We start from the raw sequence: 21,328 nt of genomic DNA on the forward strand, positions 1-21,328 counted from the left end.
GATTTTAATACCAAAGTGGTGTTCGAGTTCAATTGCGAGCGTGATGTTGGACATTGAATCCCACGCGGGGATGTCCTCTGAGGTCATACTCATTGTGAGTGGCCCGCCGTCATAATTGAATACAAAGGAGAACACGCTGTGTAGTTGGTCCAGAAATTCCTCGTCGGTCATAATGGCCCTCCATTGGAAAGTTTCGGATGGCGGCGGAAGGGCGGGAATTTTCGGGTAATGCCCTCCATAAGTACGTGATTTATTCCTAATGCGTGATTGCAGACAGGAACACTTCGCAATTTGGTTAAGAGCGGCTTTCTGTGCCTTGTGTATGATGTACAAATGGGCAATTGCACGCGTTGGGGGGAGTTTGCCATGAAGGTATTCGTATTAGCCTCGGGGATTGTGGCAGATGACTGGGAGGAGGGTCGCGATTATCCACGAATGGCTTGTGACCTTCGGGGGCTCGGAGAAGGTCCTGGCGTCCTTGTTGTCGATGTTCCCCGACGCTGATTTATTTGCAATCATCGACTTCTTGTCCGACGAAGATCGTTGCAAGTTAAATGGTAAAAGAGCGCGAACCAGTTTTATTCAGAAGTTGCCTTTTGCAGCGCGGCGATACAGATCATACTTGCCGCTGATGCCGCTAGCTGCTGAACAATTCGACCTGTCCAGCTATGATCTGATCATTTCGAGTAGCCATGCAGTGGCAAAAGGGGTTCTAACCGGGCCAGCGCAAATCCATGTTTGCTATTGCCACTCGCCGATCCGATATGCGTGGGATTTGCAACATCAATATTTGCACGAGGCAGGCCTCATGACGGGGCTTAAGAGTGTAATGGCGCGGGTTCTGCTGCATTATATCCGCTTGTGGGATGCTCGAACCGCTGCGGGTGTCGATCTATTTATTGCGAACTCGTCGTACATAGCGCGAAGGATTAGGAAGGTTTATGGAGCCAAGGCGGTAGTCGTACATCCGCCGGTAAAGATCGATACATTTGGGATGCGGCGTGATAAAGACGATTTCTATCTAACGGCCTCCCGGATGGTGCCATACAAACGGATCGATATCATTGTTGATGCATTTTCGCGTATGCCCGACCGACGGCTGGTGGTCATCGGAGACGGCCCCGAGATGACAAAACTTCGCGCGCGCGCAGCCGGCAATGTTGTGTTTTTGGGATATCAGGACGACGCGGTTCTGTGCGATTATCTGCAGCGCGCTAGGGCCTTTGTGTTCGCTGCGGAGGAAGATTTCGGGATTCTGCCCGTTGAAGCCCAGGCCTGTGGCACGCCGGTGATTGCCTATAGCGCGGGTGGCGCGTTGGAGACTGTCCTGGTGGCGGGAAATCCGGTTGGGCTTCCAGCGACGGGGCTGTTTTTTTCTGAGCAGACACCTGCGGCGGTTTGCGCGGCGGTGAATAGGTTTGAAGTCTTGCGTTTTGATCCAAGCGACTGCCGAAACTGGGCGGAAAAATTTAGTCATGAGGCCTTCGTCAAGGCCATGTGGGAGAAGCTGGTGGCGCTCGGTGTCGCGCAGGGCCGGCAGGTAGATAAGGCGGCCGGTGTTGAGAATTTGCCGAGGCGTATGGGATTATGAAGGACAAACCTGCGCGCATTGGAGTTATTGTTGCGTCAGTCGGGCGCCCCGAAGAGGTGAGGCAGTTGCTTGAAGCCCTGAGAAAGCAAAGCGTGGAACCAGCAGAGATTGTACTATCAATTAATAATACAGGCGATCTGCCAAATGAGCTTAGGTGTAGCATACGGCAGGGGATCAAAATCGTCGAAGGACCAGCCGGATTGCCGGCGCAGAGAAATCGTGGGCTTGATCTCATACAATCGTCTTGTGATGTTGTCCTGTTTTACGACGATGATTTTCTTCCTGCGCGGGATTCGTTGGAGTGCGTGTGGAGATTCTTTGAAAAACATGCGGATGTTGTTGGTGTTACGGGCCGTGTGTTGGCGGATGGCGTTAACGGTCCTGGGCTGGATTATCAAGAGGCTTTGGATATCCTCATGGATTATGAGAAGAAGCCAAAGCCTGCTCTACTGAATGAGGACTTTCTGTGTGCTTATGGTTGCAACATGGCGTTTCGCTGTGCTGCCATTGGCACGCGGCGTTTCGATGAACGTTTGCCACGTTATGGATGGCAAGAAGACATGGATTTCGCCGGCCAGCTTGCAAAGGTCGGTAAAGTGATCCGGACGAATGCCTTTGCCGGTGTACATCGCGGTGTCAAGAAATCCCGCGGCCGCGGTGAGGATCTTGGGTATTCACAGATCATCAATCCGGTTTACCTGGTTAGGAAGGGAACGATGACTTGGCGCAAGGCCCTGGTACTGATTGCCCGGAACCTTATCGCAAATCACGTAAAAGTCTTGCGTCCCGAGCCCTACGTTGACCGATGGGGCCGGCTTTGCGGGAATTGGACCGGTCTTCTTTTTCTCCTGCGCGGTGAGGTGGACCCAATGGCGCTACCCTCGACGCGCTATCAAGGCTGAGCGGCAATGTGCAAGGGAACAAATGTGCGCAAGATGAACTGCTTTGGAAGACGTGGATTTGTAGAGAGTTTTGTGCGGCTTGGTGCGGTCTTTGGTATAGGTCTTATAGCGCCTAGGGTTGCGGCTTTCGCGCAGATAATGCCACCGCCACAGCAAATGGACTTGTCTGGCTATCACGCTACCTTTTCTGACGATTTTTCAAGCCTCAGTCTTAACGCGCAAGGGGCGGGGGCGCGCTGGATCACGCACACGCCCTGGCATGGCGATTTCGGGGATGCGATATTTGCCGACCCTAGTTCGGGTGTCTTCAAATCGTCCCCTGATGGTCTGGAGATCATCGCCAGTAAAGGCACAGACGGAAAATGGCGCTCCGGTCTGATCTGCTCGGCCTGGGCGGATAATAATCCGACAGCCGGCTTTACCCAAAAATATGGGTATTTCGAGATGACGGCCAAGCTGCCCGATGGCATGGGCACATGGCCAGCGTTTTGGCTGATCGGTTCCGACAAGCGCACGGCCGCCGCGGAAATTGATGTTGTCGAATATTACGGCGGTTTCCCGCGTTATTTTCACACAACCGAGCATGTCTGGGTGAATGGGCGGAATAAATATCTTCGCGCCTTCGAATCAGAGGTGCCGTCCGGGCAGCTCTCCGCGGGTTTCAACCAGTTTGGCGTGCTGATCACCCCACAAACGACCAGCTTTTATCTCAATCGGCGGGAGTTCTGGTCGACGCCGACGCCGCCCGAGTACCAGCAGCCGATGTATATATTGGCAGATCTTGCTTTGGGTGGCGGATGGCCGATCGCAGGTTTGAAATCGCCCATTGTCATGCGGATCAGGGATATCACGGTCTGGCAGCGCGACAAGCCGTGGGATTGAGGCGCTTGACACGCCTTTGACTGAATAAAAAACATTGCCCCACCCACGGGGCACAGGTCTATGCTGTTGGAAAGGCGAGGAAGCCACCCAACAACGAGGCCAGCCATGCGCAACCAGCCGCCGCTTAGCCTGCATATCCCGGCCCCTCACGCGCGCCCGGGCGAGAAACCAGATTTCAGCTACCTAACATTCCCGGAGCCAGGCGCGGCACGCCGCCCCCACATCCTGACGCCCGAGGCTGAAATGCGTGACATGCCCTACAGCCTGATCCGCGTGCTGGCCGAGGATGGCCGCGCCATCGGCCCCTGGGCGCCGCATGTCGCCCCCGAGACCCTGCGCCGCGGCCTGCGGGCCATGATGCTCACCCGATTTTTTGACGACCGCATGTTCGCGGCTCACCACCAGGGCAAAACGTCGTTTTATATGAAATCCACGGGCGAGGAGGCCACCGCCGCCGCGCCCTCGCTGGCGCTGTTGCCGGGCGACATGTGCTTTCCTACCTACCGCATGGTCAGTTTCCTCATGGCGCGGGACTATCCGCTGGCCAATCTGGTGAACCAGATTTTCTCCAATGCGGCGGATCCGATGCGCGGGCGGCAATTGCCGCTGCTTTATTCGGCGCGCGACTATGGGTTCTATTCGCTGGCGGGCAATGTCGGCAGCCGGTTTGGCCATGCGGTGGGGTGGGCGATGGCCTCAGCCTATAAGAATGACGACAAGATCGCGATGGCGTTTGTCGGCGATGGCACCACCGCCGAGGGCAATTTCCACGAGGCGATGGTGTTCGCTTCGGTCTACCACGCCCCGGTCATTCTATGCGTCACCAACAACCAATGGGCCATTTCCAGCTATCAGGGCATTGCGGGCGGCGAGGAAACGACCTTCGCGGCGCGCGGCATCGGCTATGGCCTGCCCGGACTGCGTGTTGACGGCAATGATTTCCTGGCCGTTTACGCCGCCACACAATGGGCCGCGGAGCGCGCCCGCGCCAATCACGGCGCCACGCTCATCGAGTTCGTCACCTACCGCGTCGCCGGTCATTCGACCAACGACGATCCCTCTCGCTATCGCCCATCCGATGAAGCTCGCGCCTGGCCGCTGGGCGACCCGATCGAGCGGCTGAAGGCGCATCTCATCGCGCTGGGCGAATGGTCCGAGGCGCAGCACGAGGCGCTGGCCCGCGCATTGCACGAAGAGGTGCGCGCCGCGGCCAAGGCGGGCGAGGCGTTGGGCACGCTCGGCCAAAACCCGCCGCCCAAGCGCGAGATGTTCGAGCATGTGTTCAAAACGCCGGATTGGCGGAATCTGGAGCAGCGGCGCGAATGCGAGGTGGCGCCATGAGCGAGATGTCGATGATCCAGGCGATCCATTCGGCGCTGGACGTAATGCTGGGGCGCGACCCCAACGTGCTCATCTTCGGCGAGGATGTCGGCTATTTTGGCGGTGTGTTCCGTGCCACCGAGGGCTTGCAGGCCAAGCACGGTCCCACGCGCTGTTTCGACACGCCACTCTCCGAGGGCGGCATCGTCGCCACCGCCATCGGCATGGGCGCCTATGGCTTACGTCCGGTGGTGGAAATCCAATTCGCCGACTACATCCTGCCCGCCTACGATCAGCTGGTGTCCGAGGCGGCGCGGCTGCGTTACCGGTCGGGCGGTGAATTCTGGGCGCCGATCACGGTGCGCGCCCCTTATGGCGGCGGCATCTTCGGGGGACAGACGCATAGCGCCAGCCCGGAGGCGCTGTTCACCCATGTCGCCGGGTTGAAGACCGTGATCCCCGCCACGCCCTACGACGCCAAGGGGCTGCTGATTTCCGCCATCGAGGATGATGATCCGGTGATCTTCCTGGAACCCAAACGCATTTATAACGGTCCGTTCGATGGCCGCCACGACCAGCCCGCGCGCCCCTGGACCGGGCAGGAGGGCAGCGAGGTACCCGAGGATTACTACAAGGTGGCGCTGGGCAGCGCCGCCATCCGGCGGCAGGGCAGGGCGGTGAGCGTGCTGGCCTATGGCACGATGGTGCATGTCGCCCTGCGCGCGGCCGAGGAGAGCGGCATTGATGCCGAGGTGATCGATCTGCGTAGCCTGGTGCCGTTGGATATCGACACCATCACCGCCTCGGTGAACAAGACTGGCCGGTGCGTGATCGTGCATGAGGCGACGCGCTATTCCGGCTTCGGGGCGGAGCTTTCGGCGCTGGTGCAGGAGCGCTGCTTCTACCGGCTGGAAGCGCCGATCACCCGCGTCACCGGTTGGGACACGCCATACCCGCACGCCTTCGAGTGGGATTATTTCCCCGGTCCGCAGCGTGTGGCCGAGGGGCTGCGCCGAGCGTTGGAGGCTTAGCCGTGGCGCGCTACGTGTTCCGGCTGCCGGATATTGGCGAGGGCGTGACCCAGGCCGAACTCGTCGCTTGGCATGTGGCCGAGGGCGAGCGCCTGGTTGAGGATCAGCTGATGGCCGAGGTGATGACCGACAAGGCCACCGTGGAGATGACGGCCCCCATCGCCGGCGTGGTGCTGGCGCTGCATGGCGCGCCGGGGGAGAAGATCGCCGTCGGCGCGGCGCTGGTGGAGCTAGAGGTGGAAGCCGCCCCCGCCGAAACGCCGCCCCGGCCACCCGCGCCAGCCGCCGCGGCTCATTCCCCAAGCCCTCCGGCGGCCGGCGGCGGCGTATTGGCCTCGCCGGCCACCCGCCACCGTGCCCGCGAACACGGGGTGGATCTGCGCACCGTGCCGGGGACCGGCCCTGGCGGGCGCATCACCGCCGCCGATCTCGATGCCGTCCTGGCCCGCGCGACGCCGGAACCGGGCATGCGCGAGGTGAGGATCGTCGGTCTGCGCCGCCAGATCGCCGTGCATATGCAGGAGTCCAAGCGCAACATCCCGCATTTCACCTATGTCGAGGAGGTGGACATGACGGCGTTGGAGGCGCTGCGGGCTACGCTCAATGCGGGCCGCGCCACGGACAAGCCGAAGCTAACATTGCTGCCTTTCCTGATGCGCGCCCTGGTAAGCGCGCTGCCGCGTTTCCCGCAGCTCAACGCCCGCTACGACGGTGAAGCCGGCGTGCTGCGCGTGTTTGAGCCGGTGCATATCGGCGTCGCCACGCAAACCCCGGCTGGGCTGCTGGTGCCGGTGGTGCGCCACGCCGAACGGCTGGACATTTGGGGCGCGGCGGGCGAGGTGGCGCGTTTGGCCGAGGCCGCGCGCGCGGGCCGCGCCACGCGCGAGGAGCTGACCGGCTCGACCATCACCCTGAGCAGTTTGGGCGCGCTGGGCGGGCTCGCCGCCACCCCGATCATCAACGCGCCTGAGGTCGCCGTCATCGCCCCGAACAAGCTCGCGCAGCGCCCCGTGGTACGGGGCGGGCAGATCGTCATCCGCACAATGATGAATCTATCGGCATCCTTCGATCACCGCGTCATTGACGGATTTGAAGCCGCGAGTTTCATCCAATTGTTGCGGGAAATATTGGAACATCCGGAGGCTTTGGCGGCATGAATCATATCATCCCGTGCGCGCCCCATGCGCGATCTGCATGCTGGCATGATCTTCCGCTGGCCGACGGCGTTGGCGCCCGCCGCGGCGGTCCAGGATAATATCGAGCCAACTGGCGAGGTGAATTTTAGAATGGAGAATGGAAGGGAGCGGCGAAAGGCACTGACATTCATTGTTCTGATCGGCTGCGTCAGTCTGTTTGCCGACATGACCTACGAAGGCGGGCGCAGTGTCGCGGGGCCGTTTCTGGCTGTTCTCGGCGCCCCGGCGGTGGCGGTGGCCACCGTCGCCGGGTTTGGCGAATTTCTTGGCTATAGCGTGCGCTATCTCTCAGGCCGCGCAGCCGACCGCAGCGGACGTTACTGGCTGTTGATGGGGATGGGTTACGTGGTCAATCTGCTCTCGGTGCCGATGCTGGCGCTGGTGAACTCTTGGCCCTTGGCGGCGGCTCTGCTGATCGCGGAGCGCACGGGCCGGGCCGTACGGGCACCGATTCGCGGCGCCATGCTTTCTCACGCCGCCACCCGCACCGGCGTGGGTTGGGGGTTTGGCCTACACACGGCGCTTGACCAGACAGGCGGCATGTCCGGCCCCTTGCTGGTCGCCCTGCTCATCGGCGCGGGCAGCGGGTTTCACCATGCCTTCGCGTTACTGGCGCTACCCGCGCTCGCCTCGCTGGCGCTGCTGGCCGCCGCCCGGCAGCGCTATCCCGATCCGCGCAAGCTTGAGCTGGAGGTAGGTGAAGCCGATATCTCAGCCTGGAGCGGTTTCGGCCCTCCCTTCCGGCGGCTGACCATCGCCGCCGCTCTGGTCGCGGCCGGGTTTGCCGATTTTGCGCTGATCGGGTTTCATTTTGCCAAAGCGCATACTGTGCCGCTCCCCTGGATACCGGCGCTTTACGCTGTGGCCATGGCGGCGGACGGCGTTTTTGCGCTCGCGCTGGGCCGGCTGCTCGACCGGTTTGGCATGGCCATTGCCATGCTGGGGGTTTCGTTCGCCACGCTCGCGGTGCCGCTTGTGTTCCTGGGCGGCGCGGGTTTGGCGGTGGGCGGCGTGCTGCTCTGGGGCATGGGCATGGCGACACAGGATACGATCTTCCAGGCGATCCTCAGCAGCTTCGTCGCGCCGGCACAACGCGCGACCGCTTACGGTCTTTTTGATGCGATACGTGGGACGGCATGGCTTGCCGGGAGCGTGGTGCTGGGCATGCTGTACGCCATCAGCCTCCCCTTGCTGGTGGCGCTCTCCGTGGCGGTGCAGGTGGCGGCGCTTCCCGTATTGTGGCGCGCCTTGCCGCGAGGCCGGGCGTAACGCCTTGCTGGAGGATTGCCCCCGCGCCCTTGGTGGCGCCGGAATTGCCGTCCACGGATTGCATGGAGGGCGATTTGCGTGGAAAATCGGCACCATAGCTGCCGTGGTGGGTATTTAACGTGACCAAGCGTAAACGGATCATCCTGGCTGCCTTTGTGGTTCTAGCCGGTGGCGCGGCGGCAGGCGCCGCATATCGCGCCTTCTGGCCAACCGCGGCGGCGTCGAGCCTGACGCTTTATGGCAATGTCGATATCCGAGAGGTGAATGCGGCCTTTAACGATAGCGGCCGCATAGAGTCGCTTCTGGTCCAAGAGGGAGACGCGGTGCGCCAGGGCGAATTGATCGCCCAGCTTGATGACCGACGGTTCGCCGACGCTTTAGCGGCCGCCAATGCCCAGGCAGCCAACCAGAAGCAGGTGCTGGCGGCGCTGTTGGCGGGGTCGCGGCCCGAGCAAATCGCCCAGGCCAAGGCGCAGATGGACGCGCTGGCCATCGTTTACCGCAACGACGAGGCGAACTACCAGCGTTACGCAACCCTGGCCCTGAGCGGCGCCGGCACCCTGCAGCAGCGGGACGACGCGGAGGCGGCGTTTTTGAACGCTGAACGCAATTACGAGGCGGCGAAGCAGGCTTACATCCTGGCTGTGAAGGGGCCGCGCGCCGAGGATATCGCCGCCGCCCAGGCCGCCTATGACGCCGCCCAGGCCAGCGCCGCCCTGGCCGCGCAGGAGTATCAGGACACCAAACTCTACGCCCCCGCCGCTGGGATCGTCGAGGAACGGGTGCAGGAGCCGGGCGACATGACGTCGCCCGCGACACCTGTTTATGTCATCGCGCTCACCAATCCGCTCTGGGTGCGGGCCTATGTGCCGGAGAGCGATCTCGGGCATGTGAAGCTCGGCATGGCGGCGGAGATCACCACCGATTCTTATCCGGGGAAGGTGTATCACGGCTGGATTGGCTATCTCTCCCCCACCGCCGAATTCACGCCGAAGAATGTGGAGACACCGGATCTGCGCGCGCAGTTGGTGTACCAGGTGCGCGTATATGCCTGCGCGCCACAAGGCCAGCTCCGGCTGGGCATGCCGGCGACGGTGACGATCGACCTCGCCCAGCATGACCGCCAGGGGGCGGCGCGGGGGGGCGGAGGGTGCGGCGGCGATGGCGCCGGGACTTGAGCCGGGGGCGGCCATCGGCAAGCCTCTGGTGATTGCCGGGCTCACCCGGCGGTTCCGCGCTGGCAAGCGCCTCGTTACCGCGCTTGACGGGGTTAGTGCGGAAACCTCGGCCGGGCTTGTGACCGGGCTGATCGGCCCCGATGGCGCGGGCAAGACCACGCTGATGCGCCTGATCGCCGGGCTGCTGCGCGCCGATGCCGGGTCGGTCCGGGTCTTCGGTACCGATGTGCGCGCCGATCCGCTGGCCGTGCAGGGCATGCTCTCCTACATGCCGCAGCGCTTCGGCCTTTACGAAGATTTGACCGTACAGGAAAACCTCGATCTGTATGCCGATCTGCAGGGCGTCGCCACCGCGGCGCGGCCTGAGCGATACCGCGAATTGCTGCACATGACCGGGCTTGCCCCGTTCACCGCCCGGCTGGCGGGCCGGCTTTCGGGCGGCATGAAGCAGAAGCTGGGCCTCGCCTGCACGCTCATTCGCGCGCCCCGGCTGCTGCTGCTCGACGAGCCGACCGTCGGGGTAGATCCGGTGTCCCGCCGCGAGTTGTGGGAGATCGTCGACCACCTCGTGCGCAAGGCGGGGATGAGCGTGCTGCTCTCCACCGCCTATCTCGACGAGGCGGAGCGCTGCGACGAGGTGCTGCTGCTGCATGAGGGCCAGTTGATCGGGGCGGGACGGCCAGGCGGGTTCACCCAGGCCATGGCGGGGCGCAGCTTTCATTTCCGCCTGCCGGGGCGCTCGAAGCGGGCCTTGCAGGCCGCCCTGGCAACGGTCCAGGGGGTGACGGACGCGGTGATTCAGGGCGAGGCGGTGCGTGTGGTGCTGGAGCCAGGGATGGCGCCTGAGGCGGTGCAGCTCCCAGGTTTTTCGGGGCTCACCATCACCCCGGTGCCCCCCCGCTTCGAGGACCGCTTCGTCGATCTGTTGCGGGCCAGATCCGGCGCGCGGGGCGGCATCGTCCCCGTGGCGGAGGCCGCGCAGGCGGGAACGGCCGAAACGGTGATCGAGGTCAGCAACCTGGTCAAACGCTTCGGCGGCTTTGCCGCGGTGGATGGCATCAGCTTCAGCGTGCGCCGGGGCGAGATTTTCGGCCTGCTGGGCGCCAATGGGGCGGGGAAATCCACCACCTTCCGCATGCTCTGCGGGTTGCTGCCGGCGAGCAGCGGGCGTTTGCAGGTCGACGGCTTCGACCTGCACCATGCCGCCGCCGTGGCGCGCGGGCGGCTGGGCTACATGGCCCAGAAATTCTCGCTTTATGGTGAACTGAGCGTGGCGCAGAATCTGCGCTTCTTCGCCGCCGCCTATGGACTGACCGGGGCACGCCGCGCGGCGCGGCTGGATTGGGCGCTGCGCGAGTTCGAACTGGGGCCGCGCGCCGATGTCACCAGCCGCGACCTGCCGCTCGGCTTCAAGCAGCGCATGGCGCTGGCCTGCGCGCTGATGCACGAACCGGATGTGCTGTTCCTCGACGAGCCGACATCGGGCGTGGACCCTCTGGCGCGGCGCGAATTCTGGCGGCGCATCAACGCCCTGGCTGAAAGCGGCGTGACCGTGCTGGTGACCACGCATTTCATGGAGGAGGCTGAATATTGTGACCGCCTGGTGATCATGGCGCAGGGCAGGATATTGGCCACGGGCACCTCGGAAGAACTGAAGGCCGCGACCCGCAGCGCCAGCCTGCCCGAGCCGACCATGGAAGACGCCTTCATCGCCCTGATCATGGCGGATAACGCGAAAACCGTGGAGGCGGCGGCATGAACGAGCGCGCGATGCGGCTGCGCGGACTGATCCGCAAGGAGAGCCTGCAAATCCTGCGGGACCCGTCTTCCATTGCCATCGCCTTCATTCTGCCCGCGGTATTGCTGTTGCTGTTCGGTTTCGGCGTCTCGCTCGATGCGCGGCATGTCACGCTTGGCCTGGTGGTTGAGCAGCCAAGCGCCGCGGCGGCCAGCCTCACCGCGCAATTTCGCCAATCCCCCTATTTCGTGCCGCAGGAATTTTCCAATGCTGGGACGGCGCAAACGGCGCTCGCGGATGGAAGGATCGAGGGCTTCGTCTGGCTGCGCGCCAATTTCGCCCGCCAACTCAGCGCCGGCCATGATCCGGCCATCGGGCTATTCGTCAATGGCACAGATGCCAATAATGCCCGGATCATCGAAAACTACGTGCAACAGAGCTGGACGATCTGGGGCGCGCAGCAGACGGGGAGCGCCAACCCGGCGCCGATCGCCGTGCAGCCGCGCATCTGGTTCAACCCGGCGGTGCGCAGCCGTGATTACCTGGTTCCGGGGCTCATCGCGGTGATCATGACGCTGACCGGCGCGCTGCTCACCGCGCTGGTCATCGCCCGCGAGTGGGAGCGCGGCACGATGGAGGCGCTGATGGTCACGAAGATCAGTATGCATGAGATCCTGATCTCGAAACTCATCCCTTATTTTCTGCTCGGCATGGGCGGCATGGTGGTGTCCGTATTGATCGCGGTAACATTGTTCGGCGTGCCGTTGCGGGGTTCGCCACTCGTGCTGGGGCTGGCCGCCTCACTGTTCATGCTCGCCTCGCTCGGCATGGGGCTGGTGATCTCAACCGTCGCCAAAAATCAGTTTGTCGCCGGGCAGATCGCCATCATCACAACCTTCCTCCCGGCTTTCATCCTCTCGGGATTCATCTTCGATATTTCCAGCATGCCACCGCCCATCCAGTTGGTGACGCATATCGTCGCGGCACGCTATTTCGTCTCCATTCTGCAAACGCTATTCCTGGCGGGCACGGTGTGGTCGGTGGTGTTGCCCAATCTGTTCGCCCTGGCTGTCATGGCGGCGGTGTTTCTTGGGGTCGCCCGTCTGGTGGCGCGCAAGCGGTTGGATTGATCTGATGCTGGCTCGTCTCCTCGCCCTGGTGATCAAGGAGTTTCTCGCCATTCTGCGCGACGGTAAAAGCCGCGCGGTGCTGATTGGCCCGCCGCTGATCCAACTCATCGTGTTCGGTTACGCGGCCAGCTTCGACCTCAACCACGTGCCATTCGCCGTGTATAACCAGGATCATTCCGCCATCTCGCGCGATCTGGTGGCGGATTTCGCGGGATCACGGGCGTTTCAGGAGGTGGCGGTCCTGCATGGCCCCGAGCGGATCAGGGCACTGATCGATTCCCGCGAGGTCGAGATGGTGCTCGATATCGATCCGCGCTTCTCGCGCAATCTGCTGACCAACCAGCCCGCGCCCGTGCAGATCATCGTCGATGGCCGGAATTCGAACACCGCTTTGCTGATTTTGGGTTATGCCAACAGCGTCATTGCCGATGCCAGTGCGGCCTGGGCGGCCCGACATGGCGCCGCGGAGCCCCCCGCGCGGCTGGAGCCGCATGCCTTGTTCAACCCGAATCTCGATTCCCATTGGTTCATCATCCCTGGCATTGTTGCCCTGCTGACGCAGATCGTGACGCTGCTGGTCGTCGGCCTGTCCGTGGCGCGCGAACGGGAGGCGGGAACCTTCGATCAGATCCTGGTGACGCCCCTGCGCCCGCTCGATATCCTGCTGGGCAAGAGCCTGCCGGGGTTGATCATCGGCTTGGCGGAAGGCACGGTCATCATCCTCGCCACCGTGTTCTGGTTTGGCGTGCCGCTCAATGGCGGATTATTGCAGCTCTACACGGGGTTATTCCTGTTTATCGCCGCGGTCACCGGTATCGGGCTGATGATCTCCTCCCTTGCCACGACACAGCAGCAAGCCCTGCTCGGCGCGTTCATGTTCATGGTGCCTTCAATCATCCTCTCCGGCTTCGCCACGCCCATCGCCAATATGCCCGCGCCGGTTCAGGCTCTCACCCTGGTCAACCCGATGCGATATGTGCTGGTCGTGATCCGCCGCTGCTTTCTGGAGCAGCCGAGTTTTTCGTCTCTTTCACTCGATTACGCCGCCATGGCCGCGCTCGCCTTGTGCAGCCTAACCGCCGCCGCATGGCTCTTTCGCAAGCGCGTGGTTTGAGAAATTGATGGCGCTGGCGGAGTGGCCGCGCGAATCAATAACTATATTGGATTAGTTTAATAAGAATAATGAATTATTTATGTGCTTAAACCTGCTGTAAGCTCGTTAACGGTAGAAAAGCGCCGCTACGCTCCTGTCCGTCCGGGGCCGGCGATCAAAGTAAGGAAATGCACAATGTCACAGAATGAGACTCATGGCCGGGCCGCAAACCGTCGGGACTTGTTGCGCGGGGCTGGTCTGTCGCTTGGCGCGGTTGGGCTTGCCGCCGCTTCGGCACGGTCAAGCCAGGCGGCGGAGACGGGCTCTTCCGATCTGATCGCAGGCACAGGGGCCACGTTGGCGGCGCTGACCAAACAACTCGCGGCCCTGCCGCGCCGCCGCCAGTTCAGCACCGTGCCGATGATTCTCACCGAGCCGGCGCAGTGGGATAGCGAGGCTTTAAACGCTGTTCTCGCGTATCGCGGCGGCCCCAAGCAGGTTTGGGACAACACCGATCTCGCCGGTCCCTGGCTCAACCTGATGCGCAATTCGCTCAATGTCGAAATCTATGCCTGGAAGCATCCTGACTTTCTAATTGTCTCGGCGACACATGCCACCGCTCATCTCGCGCTTTATCAGCAGGCGATCTGGGACAAATACAAGCTCACCGCGATCACCGGCGGAAAATTCGCGTCCAATACGCTGATCGATGTTCCGCCAGCCGCCAAGGGCAGCGTGTCGGATATCCAGAATCCGGCCGGCCCGTTCTCTCCGGCCGCTAACAGCATCACGGTATTGCAGCAGCGAGGCGTGGTGTTCGTCGCTTGCCATAATGCCATATGGGAATTCAGCGGGGCGCTGCTGAAAGCTGGTAATAATCCGGATGGACTCTCACACGAGGCCCTGGCCGCTGAATTGACCAACAACCTGATTCCGGGCGCTATTCTGAGCCCCGGCACTGTCGGCACGATTCCCGAATTACAGCGCGCCGGATTCCATTATGCCGTTGCGGCGTGATTCTCGTTGAAAGATGGCGTTTCATGATCAGGACCTCGATGAAAGGCTTCAGGGCGCTTCTGGCTCTGGCATTGCTTTCGGCGGTGCCGCTTTCCGCCGGCGCGCAGACCAAAGCGCCCCTCGATAACAGCCAGGTGTTTCCGCCCTGGCAGCACGGCGCGAATAATGACGCGCTGAACAAGGGCTTCAACTTCACGGTTCCCGAAGTTGATAACATGGTGGATTTCCACGGCGATTTGTCGAATCCAAAACTGGTTCTTTATGTCGGTGGCAATTACTATTTTGCCATGGCGCCCCTGGTTGCGGCGTTTGAGGCAGCCAATCCGCAGTACAAGGGGCGTATATTTTATGTGACCATCCCGCCTGGAATGTTGGTACAGGTCATGCAGAAAGGCGGGACTTTCACATCCGGCAACATGACTTTCACGGTGAAGCCGGATGCTTATTTCGCCGGGTTGAAGAAGGTGCAAGCGCTGATCGATAGCGGCGTTTTGAGCGCGCCGGCGGTGCCCTATGTGACCAATGATCTAACCATCATGGTCCCGAAAGGTAACCCCGCACACATCCAGAGCTTGGCCGATCTTGGCAAGCCTGGCGTCAGGCTCGTCATGCCCAATCCAGCCTATGAGGGAATCGCCAGACAGATCGAAGCCGCGCTGCGCAAAGCGGGCGGGGATGCGCTGGAGACTCAGGTTTATCAGACCGGCGTGACGAACGGGACCACGATTTTGACGCATATTCATCACCGGCAAACCCCGCTATTTTTGATGCAGGGCTTGGCGGATGCGGGTGTCACCTGGAAATCCGAAGCGATCTTTCAGGAGGAAATCGGCAACCCGATTAGCGATGTTCCCATTCCCGCGGCCGATAATGCCACAGCTATTTACGCGGGCGCCGTTGTGAAGGGAGCGGCGCATCCTGACGCCGCCAAGGCATGGCTGTCGTTCATACACTCGCCCACCGCCCTGGCCATCTTCGAACATTACGGCTTTAAGCCATATACGGGACAGTCTTAAGCCTGCGCGCTCAACATAAAAAAGGTTAGCTGAATGTCTACGCCATTCATGGAGCCGGCAGAAGTTGCTCCCTCCAGCAAAAGCGGCTCCATCGACAATTCCGGCTGGCGCAATGCCGCGATCGGGCTGCTCGCGGTGCGCTTTATCCAGGGGTTCATTTATTGGGGCGGCGGATCACGGCGCTTCATCTACGGCCCGCAGAAACTCAACCCGCATGGGCACTGGATGGCCTATAAATTCCAGACGGCCATGCCCGGCGCGCTGCTCGGCACAGACCATGTCATCGCTTATCTGCTCAACCATTTCGTGCTGCTCTACGCCAGCGTGATCATCTTCAGCGCCGTTGAACTGATCTCGGGGATGATGCTGATCTCGGGCTTGTTCACGCGGGCGGCGGCTGTGGTGACAATCGGGCTTTCCATCTCCCTGATGCTGATGTTTGGCTGGCAAGGGGCAACCTGTATCGACGAATGGACGATGGCGGCGGCCAATCTTGGCATGGGCGCCGCGCTCGCTTTGGTCGGCAGCGGCGCTTATTCGCTGGACAACGCCCTGCTGCGGGCCAACCCCGCACTTGCCGACAAGGCGTGGTTCCGCTGGCTCGGCGGCAGCTTGCCGCTCCCGCTCCAGGCGGGCGCGTACCGCAATCTGGCCCTTGCCTTGTTCGCGTTCACGGTGGCGTTCAATGTCGGCACCTACAGTTACTATCGCGGCTCGGTGGTGACCCCATTCCATAGCGGCCCGACCAGCCCCACCATTCACAGCTATGCGCTGAGCAACGGCGTGTTGACGCCGGATGGCAGGATCAGCTTCCATGCCTATCTTAACGCAGGAACACCGGAGGAGCCTGCCCACATCGTAGAGGCAGCGCTGCTGCAAAATGGCAATCTCGTGGAAAGCTGGGATACCGCGGCGCTGACCAACCTTCCGAAAACCGCCTTCAAGAACGATTTCCCCTATCAGCAATTCCGGGCGGGGCCATATGGAATCGTCAGCGGCATGGGCGCGGCGGCCACCATCGCCCTGCCATCGGTTCTGTCAAACCATCCGGCACTGACCGGCAATGGCTACAGCCTGAGGCTCACATCGGTGAATGGACGGGTCTTCACCATGCCGCTTACGCTCACCACGCCATAAGGTGAAAACACGATAAGAAATGGAGCATGGCTGCGGCGCAAGATGTGCAAAACCTAAATCAGGCTGTTTGTGGATGAGGCTGTCAGCAGCAAGCAGGAAACAAGCTCTCGGGCCCCAAAGCCCTGCTGGCCCGCGCCGCGCTGAGCGACCTGCCCAGCATACCGGCTTAAGTTATTACTTATGTTCGAGAATGGCGTCCCGTAGGGGATTCGAACCCCTGTTACCGCCGTGAGAGGGCAGCGTCCTAGGCCTCTAGACGAACGGGACTAAAGGTGGGCGTCTGCTACGATGCTTGGCGCTTCTCGTCAAGCGGGGGCGGCGTCGGTAATGAAAAAACCTGCGGATACCCGGCCCTGCCAGCTTTCAGCGCGCAGATAGCCGGCCAGATGCAGCGGCGCGCCACCTACGCGGCTCAGGGCCTCGGCCAGCGGTCCTTCCTTGGCGCGGAACAGTAGAGCCTTCAGCCGCCCGCCGCCTTCGCCCTCGACCATGGCGCGAATTGTGCCGCCATCCTTGCCGATGCGGTCTGCCTTCACCACGCGCGCGCGCGGCAGCACGAAGAGCGGCTCGGCATTGCCGGTGCCAAAAGGCCCGAGCTTGGCCACCATCTGGGCCAGCGTGGCGTCGGCTCCCGCCACACCCAGCACGCCATCCAGCATCAGCTCGGCCGTGGCGGGCAGGTCCGTCGCCTGGGCCAGCCTTGTGCCCAGAAATTCATGCAGCGCCGGCAGGGCCGCTTCGGGCGCCGAGAATCCCGCCGCCATGGCGTGGCCCCCACCTGTGGCAAGCAGCCCGCTCTGGCGCGCCGCGATCACCGCCGCGCCCAGATCGATACCCGGTACCGACCGGCCAGAGCCCTTGGCCATGCCATCGGTGATGCCGGCGACGAGGGCAGGGCGGTTAAACTTCTCCTTCACCCGTCCGGCGACGATTCCGACCACGCCGGGATGCCATCCTTCCTGCGCGAGCAGGATCACGCCATGCCCCGCCTCTACCTGCGTCTGAGCCTGGGCCATGGCGTCAGAGGTGATGGCCGCCTCCACCGCTTGGCGCTGCCGGTTCACGGCGTCCAACGCCTGGGCCAGCTCGGCGGCGAGCGCCGCATCATCGGCCAGCAGCAGGCGCAACCCCATATCAGCCTCGGCAATGCGGCCCGAGGCGTTGATGCGCGGCCCCAGGGCGAAGCCGCAATGCATGGCGTTGGGCGCCTCGGTGAGCTTGGCGACATCCATCAGCGCCGCGATGCCGGGCCGTGCGCGCCGCGCCATCACCCGCAGCCCCTGCGTCACGAAGGCGCGGTTGAGCCCAGTCAGCGGCATCACGTCGCAGATTGTGGCCAGGGCCACGAGGTCGAGAAATTCGCGCAGATCCGGCTCCGGCCGGTTGCTGAAGAAGCCGCGCTTGCGCAACGTGCGCAGCAGCGCCACGCAGGCGACGAAGGTGACGGCGGCGGCGCAGATATTGGTGAGGCCGGAGGTGCAGTCGAGCCGGTTGGGGTTGACCAGGGCGCGGATCGGCGGTGGCGGGCCCTCCGATTTATGGTGGTCGAACACCACGACATCGGCGGCGTTGTGCAGCGGCGCGAAGGCCGCATGCGCCGCTGTCCCGCAATCCACGCAAACCAGCAGCCGCGCCCCGCGCTCGACCATGCCGCGCAGGGCGTTGGCGTTCGGCCCGTAGCCTTCCAGCATACGGTCCGGCACATGATACACCACATTGCTGCCCAGCAGGCGCAGCAGGGTGACGAGCAGCGCCGCGCTGCATGCGCCATCCACGTCGTAATCGCCAAACACGCCGACGGTTTCGCCATCCATCACCGCGTCAGCCAGGCGCGCGGCGGCGGCATCCATATCCACGATGCTGGAGGGGTCGGGCAGCAAGGCGCGCAAGGTCGGGTCGAGGAAATCGGATACATGCTCCGGGCGCACACCGCGCGCGGCGAGCAGGCGGCCCATTAGCTCCGGCATGCCGTGCTGCTGCGCGAGAAGCTGGCCCAGCCGGTCCTGAACATTCGTGCGCCACACCCAGCGCCGCCCGGTGAGACTTTGTTCTATCCCAAACGCGTGATCATCCATCCACCCCGTTGAACCGGGGAATGCGAGTCGAGGCAAGCGTTACGGGATCAGCTGGTAGTGCACCGTGTAGTCCACGGTCACGTGATCGTCCTTGGCGTCGGGCGGGAAGGGGGGCAGCGTGTTCTCGCTGAACAGCAGCTCCCAGGCCTGATCCAGAAACGGCGAATCGGCTGAGCGCAGCAACCGCAGCCCGGTCACATGGCCCTGGCGGTCCACGGTGAATTCCACCTCCGCCGTGCCCTGCTGCCCCTGCTCCGCCGCCGCCTGCGGATAATAGGCGTGTTCATTCACCCATTTGGTCAGGGCGGCGTCCCAGTCAGCCCCGGCATTGCCGTGCACCGCGAAATCCGAGCCGGTTACGGCCTGGGCGTCGTTTTGCGGCAAGGCGAGGTTCAGCGCCTTGCCATGCGTCGGTGCGGGCGTAGCCGTGGCTGTGCCGCTGCCATACGACATGTCGTTCATCACCATATACCGACGCGCCGGGGCGTGGCGCGGCTGCACGGGCGCGTGCCGCGCTTTCGGCGGCTGCGGCAGCGCGGCCAGCGGGCTTTGCGGCACATTCAGGTTGACCTCGGCTTGTGCCTGGGGCGGCGGAGGTGGCGGCGGGGCAGGAGGGGGCGCTTCGGCCTGCTGTGGCGGCCCCTGGCGCGGGGCGGGCGGTGCGGTTGCCTCCGGGCTGCCACCATTGTCGAACACCACGGAGATGCCTGGCGGGCTCTGGGCTGCCTGCACCGGCGGGCGCATGCGCACAAACAGCACCACCGCCAGAGCCAGGACGTGCAGCAGCAACGCCGTCCCCCAGGCCCAGGGGTGCCAGCGCGGCCGCCCTTCCGGTGCGGCCAAGCGCTCGCCGGCCGTGAAATCGGCCACGCCGCCGGGAAGCCCGGCAGCGGCCTCATCAAGGGTATGGCGCGTAGTAAACGGGCGGAGGCGGGGGAGCGTAGTAATATCCCGAGGAGGCCGGAGCATAGCCCATCGCTCCCGGACCTTGTTGAATCGTCTCGCCATGACCCACCATGCACTGCGCGTAGGCCACGTCATAGCGGCCTTGGAGGGAATCCGCAGTAGCCTGGGTGTTATTGCTTGCCACGGCGGCGCCGCCGAGCAAACCGGCGCCGGCGCCCACCGCGGCGCCGGCGCCGACATTGCCGCTCAGCGAGCCGAGCGCGGCACCCGCGGCGGCGCCAATCAGCGTGCCCACCACTGCGGTATTCGCCGAATTGTTTTGTGCGTCCGCCGCCACACGCCCGGCATTGCCAACCTGCGACTGCGCATAGGCGCGGCAGTCGTAATCATCCTGCTGGAATTGCGGCCAGCTCTTGCCTTGGCCGGGCATGGCCACCACTGTCGGCCCGCTGGGCGGCGCCACCGTGCAGGCGCCGAGCGTCAGCAGGGGTAGCATGGCGAGGCCCAGAACATGTTTTCTCATCGTTGGTACTCCCGCGTGAGGGCACAGTATCTTCCCGCTCCCGAATTTAGGCCCCCGGACGGCATGCCGCAACGCAAACAATCCAGGTGCTTACAATTCGTAGCGAAACCTCGATTAACGGCCGAATGCGGCAACAAGATGCCGCGCTTCAGCCGCGCCCCTCGAAGAATTCCTTCACCTTGGCGAAGAAGCCCTCATGCTCGGGGCTGCCGGCCTTGTGGCCATTCGCCTCGCGCGCGAATTCCTCCAGCAGCTCGCGCTGGCGCCGGGTGAGGTTCTGCGGGGTCTCCACCGCCACCTGGATATACATGTCGCCGCGCTGGGTGGAGCGCAGCACCGAGAACCCCTTGCCGCGCAACCGGAACTGATCGCCCGATTGCGTCCCGGCCGGAATCTTCACCTTGGCGGCGGTGCCGTCGATGGTCGGCACCTCGATCTCGCCGCCCAGCGCCGCCTGCGTCATCAGCAGTGGCACGCGGCAGAAAATATTGGCGCCGTCGCGCTGGAAGATGGGGTGCGGGCGCACTGCGACATGCACATAGAGATCGCCCGGCGGCGCGCCACGCGCGCCAGCCTCGCCCTCGCCCGATAGGCGGATGCGCGTACCATCCTCGACACCGGCGGGGATCTGCACGGAGAGCGTCTTTTCGCGCGGCACCGTGCCGGCGCCGCTGCACACCCGGCAGGGGTTGCGCACCACGCGCCCCGAGCCGCCGCAGGTGGGGCAGGTGCGTTCGACCAGGAAGAAGCCCTGCTGCGCGCGGATGCGCCCAGCGCCGCCGCAGGTGCCGCAGGTCTCCGAGCCGCTCTTATCGGCTGAGCCGGAGCCCGAGCAGGCATCGCAGGTCATGCGCGTGGTGACGCGCACATTCACCTTGGTGCCGCTGAAGGCTTCCTTCAGGTCGATCTCGACCGCAGCCTTGATGTCCGCCCCGGTCTGGGCTCCGCCGCCGCGCCGCCCGCCGCCGCCAAACATCTGCTCGAAGATATCGCCGAGCCCGCCCTCGAAGCCGAAGCCGCCGCCCATGCCGCCGCCAGCGCCCATGCCGCCGTTTTCAAAGGCCGCATGGCCGTAGCGGTCATACGCGGAGCGCTTCTGATCATCCTTGAGGACGTCGTAGGCCTCGTTGATTTCCTTGAATTTTTCTTCCGCTTTCGCATCGCCTGGATTGCGGTCCGGGTGATATTGCATGGCCAGCTTACGGTAAGCCTTTTTCAGCTCATCGGCGCTGGCGCCGCGCTCCACCCCCAGCGTGGCGTAATAATCCTGTTTGGCCATGGCGGCGCTGTGTTCCTAAACCTGCTGCTCGAAAAAAATCCCGGG

At 63.2% G+C, this 21,328-nt stretch carries 18 protein-coding genes and 1 tRNA gene; 14 read left to right on the plus strand and 5 right to left on the minus strand.

Features of this window, described 5'->3' with window-relative positions; genetic code table 11:
• The first annotated feature begins 487 nt into the window (after positions 1–487).
• The 14 genes from LI953_RS07090 to LI953_RS07155 all read left to right on the plus strand — a co-directional run bounded on the left by LI953_RS07090 (position 488) and on the right by LI953_RS07155 (position 16,500).
• Complete coding sequence (locus tag LI953_RS07090; protein WP_227075347.1) at positions 488–1,591, plus strand: glycosyltransferase; 1,104 nt, start codon at positions 488–490, stop codon at positions 1,589–1,591.
• A complete protein-coding gene (locus LI953_RS07095) occupies positions 1,588–2,493 on the plus strand; it encodes a glycosyltransferase family 2 protein (RefSeq protein WP_227075348.1) in 906 nt (301 codons plus the stop codon). Before LI953_RS07090 ends, LI953_RS07095 begins: the two co-directional genes overlap by 4 nt.
• Before the next feature lie 138 nt (positions 2,494–2,631).
• Positions 2,632–3,375: a glycoside hydrolase family 16 protein gene (locus tag LI953_RS07100; protein ID WP_227075349.1), complete on the plus strand. Its 744-nt coding sequence runs from the start codon at positions 2,632–2,634 to the stop codon at positions 3,373–3,375.
• Positions 3,376–3,480: 105 nt separating this feature from the next.
• Positions 3,481–4,716 (plus strand): thiamine pyrophosphate-dependent enzyme, encoded by a 1,236-nt coding sequence (locus LI953_RS07105; RefSeq protein WP_227075350.1) that lies wholly within the window; start codon positions 3,481–3,483, stop codon positions 4,714–4,716.
• Positions 4,713–5,726: an alpha-ketoacid dehydrogenase subunit beta gene (locus tag LI953_RS07110; RefSeq protein WP_227075351.1), complete on the plus strand. Its 1,014-nt coding sequence runs from the start codon at positions 4,713–4,715 to the stop codon at positions 5,724–5,726. Before LI953_RS07105 ends, LI953_RS07110 begins: the two co-directional genes overlap by 4 nt.
• 2 nt (positions 5,727–5,728) lie before the next feature.
• Positions 5,729–6,883, plus strand: coding sequence for a dihydrolipoamide acetyltransferase family protein (locus LI953_RS07115; protein ID WP_227075352.1), 1,155 nt, complete (start codon positions 5,729–5,731; stop codon positions 6,881–6,883).
• A gap of 24 nt (positions 6,884–6,907) precedes the next feature.
• Positions 6,908–8,191, plus strand: coding sequence for an MFS transporter (locus tag LI953_RS07120; protein WP_227075353.1), 1,284 nt, complete (start codon positions 6,908–6,910; stop codon positions 8,189–8,191).
• A 119-nt stretch (positions 8,192–8,310) separates the two neighbouring features.
• A complete protein-coding gene (locus LI953_RS07125; RefSeq protein ID WP_227075354.1) occupies positions 8,311–9,369 on the plus strand; it encodes an efflux RND transporter periplasmic adaptor subunit in 1,059 nt (352 codons plus the stop codon).
• Entirely contained in the window at positions 9,353–11,128 is a 1,776-nt protein-coding gene (locus LI953_RS07130) for an ATP-binding cassette domain-containing protein (RefSeq protein ID WP_370635774.1), read from the plus strand. The genes LI953_RS07125 and LI953_RS07130 overlap by 17 nt, the downstream gene beginning before the upstream one ends.
• Complete coding sequence (locus LI953_RS07135; RefSeq protein ID WP_227075356.1) at positions 11,125–12,237, plus strand: ABC transporter permease; 1,113 nt, start codon at positions 11,125–11,127, stop codon at positions 12,235–12,237. The genes LI953_RS07130 and LI953_RS07135 overlap by 4 nt, the downstream gene beginning before the upstream one ends.
• A 4-nt stretch (positions 12,238–12,241) precedes the next feature.
• Complete coding sequence (locus LI953_RS07140) at positions 12,242–13,351, plus strand: ABC transporter permease (RefSeq protein ID WP_227075357.1); 1,110 nt, start codon at positions 12,242–12,244, stop codon at positions 13,349–13,351.
• Positions 13,352–13,525: 174 nt separating this feature from the next.
• Positions 13,526–14,347 (plus strand): transcriptional initiation protein Tat, encoded by an 822-nt coding sequence (locus LI953_RS07145; protein ID WP_227075358.1) that lies wholly within the window; start codon positions 13,526–13,528, stop codon positions 14,345–14,347.
• Between the two features lie 23 nt (positions 14,348–14,370).
• A complete protein-coding gene (locus LI953_RS07150) occupies positions 14,371–15,363 on the plus strand; it encodes a substrate-binding domain-containing protein (RefSeq protein ID WP_227075359.1) in 993 nt (330 codons plus the stop codon).
• Positions 15,364–15,396: 33 nt separating this feature from the next.
• Positions 15,397–16,500: a TQO small subunit DoxD gene (locus LI953_RS07155; RefSeq protein ID WP_227075360.1), complete on the plus strand. Its 1,104-nt coding sequence runs from the start codon at positions 15,397–15,399 to the stop codon at positions 16,498–16,500.
• A 191-nt stretch (positions 16,501–16,691) separates the two neighbouring features.
• On the opposite strand, the gene LI953_RS07160 is transcribed toward LI953_RS07155, so the two are convergent.
• From LI953_RS07160 to dnaJ, 5 genes are all read right to left on the minus strand, one after another.
• Positions 16,692–16,767 (minus strand) — tRNA-Glu (locus tag LI953_RS07160).
• A gap of 38 nt (positions 16,768–16,805) precedes the next feature.
• Positions 16,806–18,575, minus strand: a complete 1,770-nt coding sequence (gene recJ, locus LI953_RS07165; protein WP_227075361.1) for a single-stranded-DNA-specific exonuclease RecJ — start codon at positions 18,573–18,575, stop codon at positions 16,806–16,808.
• A gap of 39 nt (positions 18,576–18,614) precedes the next feature.
• Complete coding sequence (locus LI953_RS15575; protein WP_227075362.1) at positions 18,615–19,445, minus strand: energy transducer TonB; 831 nt, start codon at positions 19,443–19,445, stop codon at positions 18,615–18,617.
• A 28-nt stretch (positions 19,446–19,473) separates the two neighbouring features.
• Complete coding sequence (locus LI953_RS07175) at positions 19,474–20,004, minus strand: glycine zipper family protein (RefSeq protein WP_227075363.1); 531 nt, start codon at positions 20,002–20,004, stop codon at positions 19,474–19,476.
• 148 nt (positions 20,005–20,152) lie between these two features.
• Positions 20,153–21,283, minus strand: a complete 1,131-nt coding sequence (dnaJ, locus tag LI953_RS07180) for a molecular chaperone DnaJ (RefSeq protein WP_227075364.1) — start codon at positions 21,281–21,283, stop codon at positions 20,153–20,155.
• Between the last annotated feature and the right edge of the window lie 45 nt (positions 21,284–21,328).

The sequence above is a fragment of the Acidocella sp. KAb 2-4 genome (assembly GCF_020567705.1).
In the GTDB taxonomy this organism is placed as follows: Bacteria; Pseudomonadota; Alphaproteobacteria; order Acetobacterales; family Acetobacteraceae; genus Acidocella.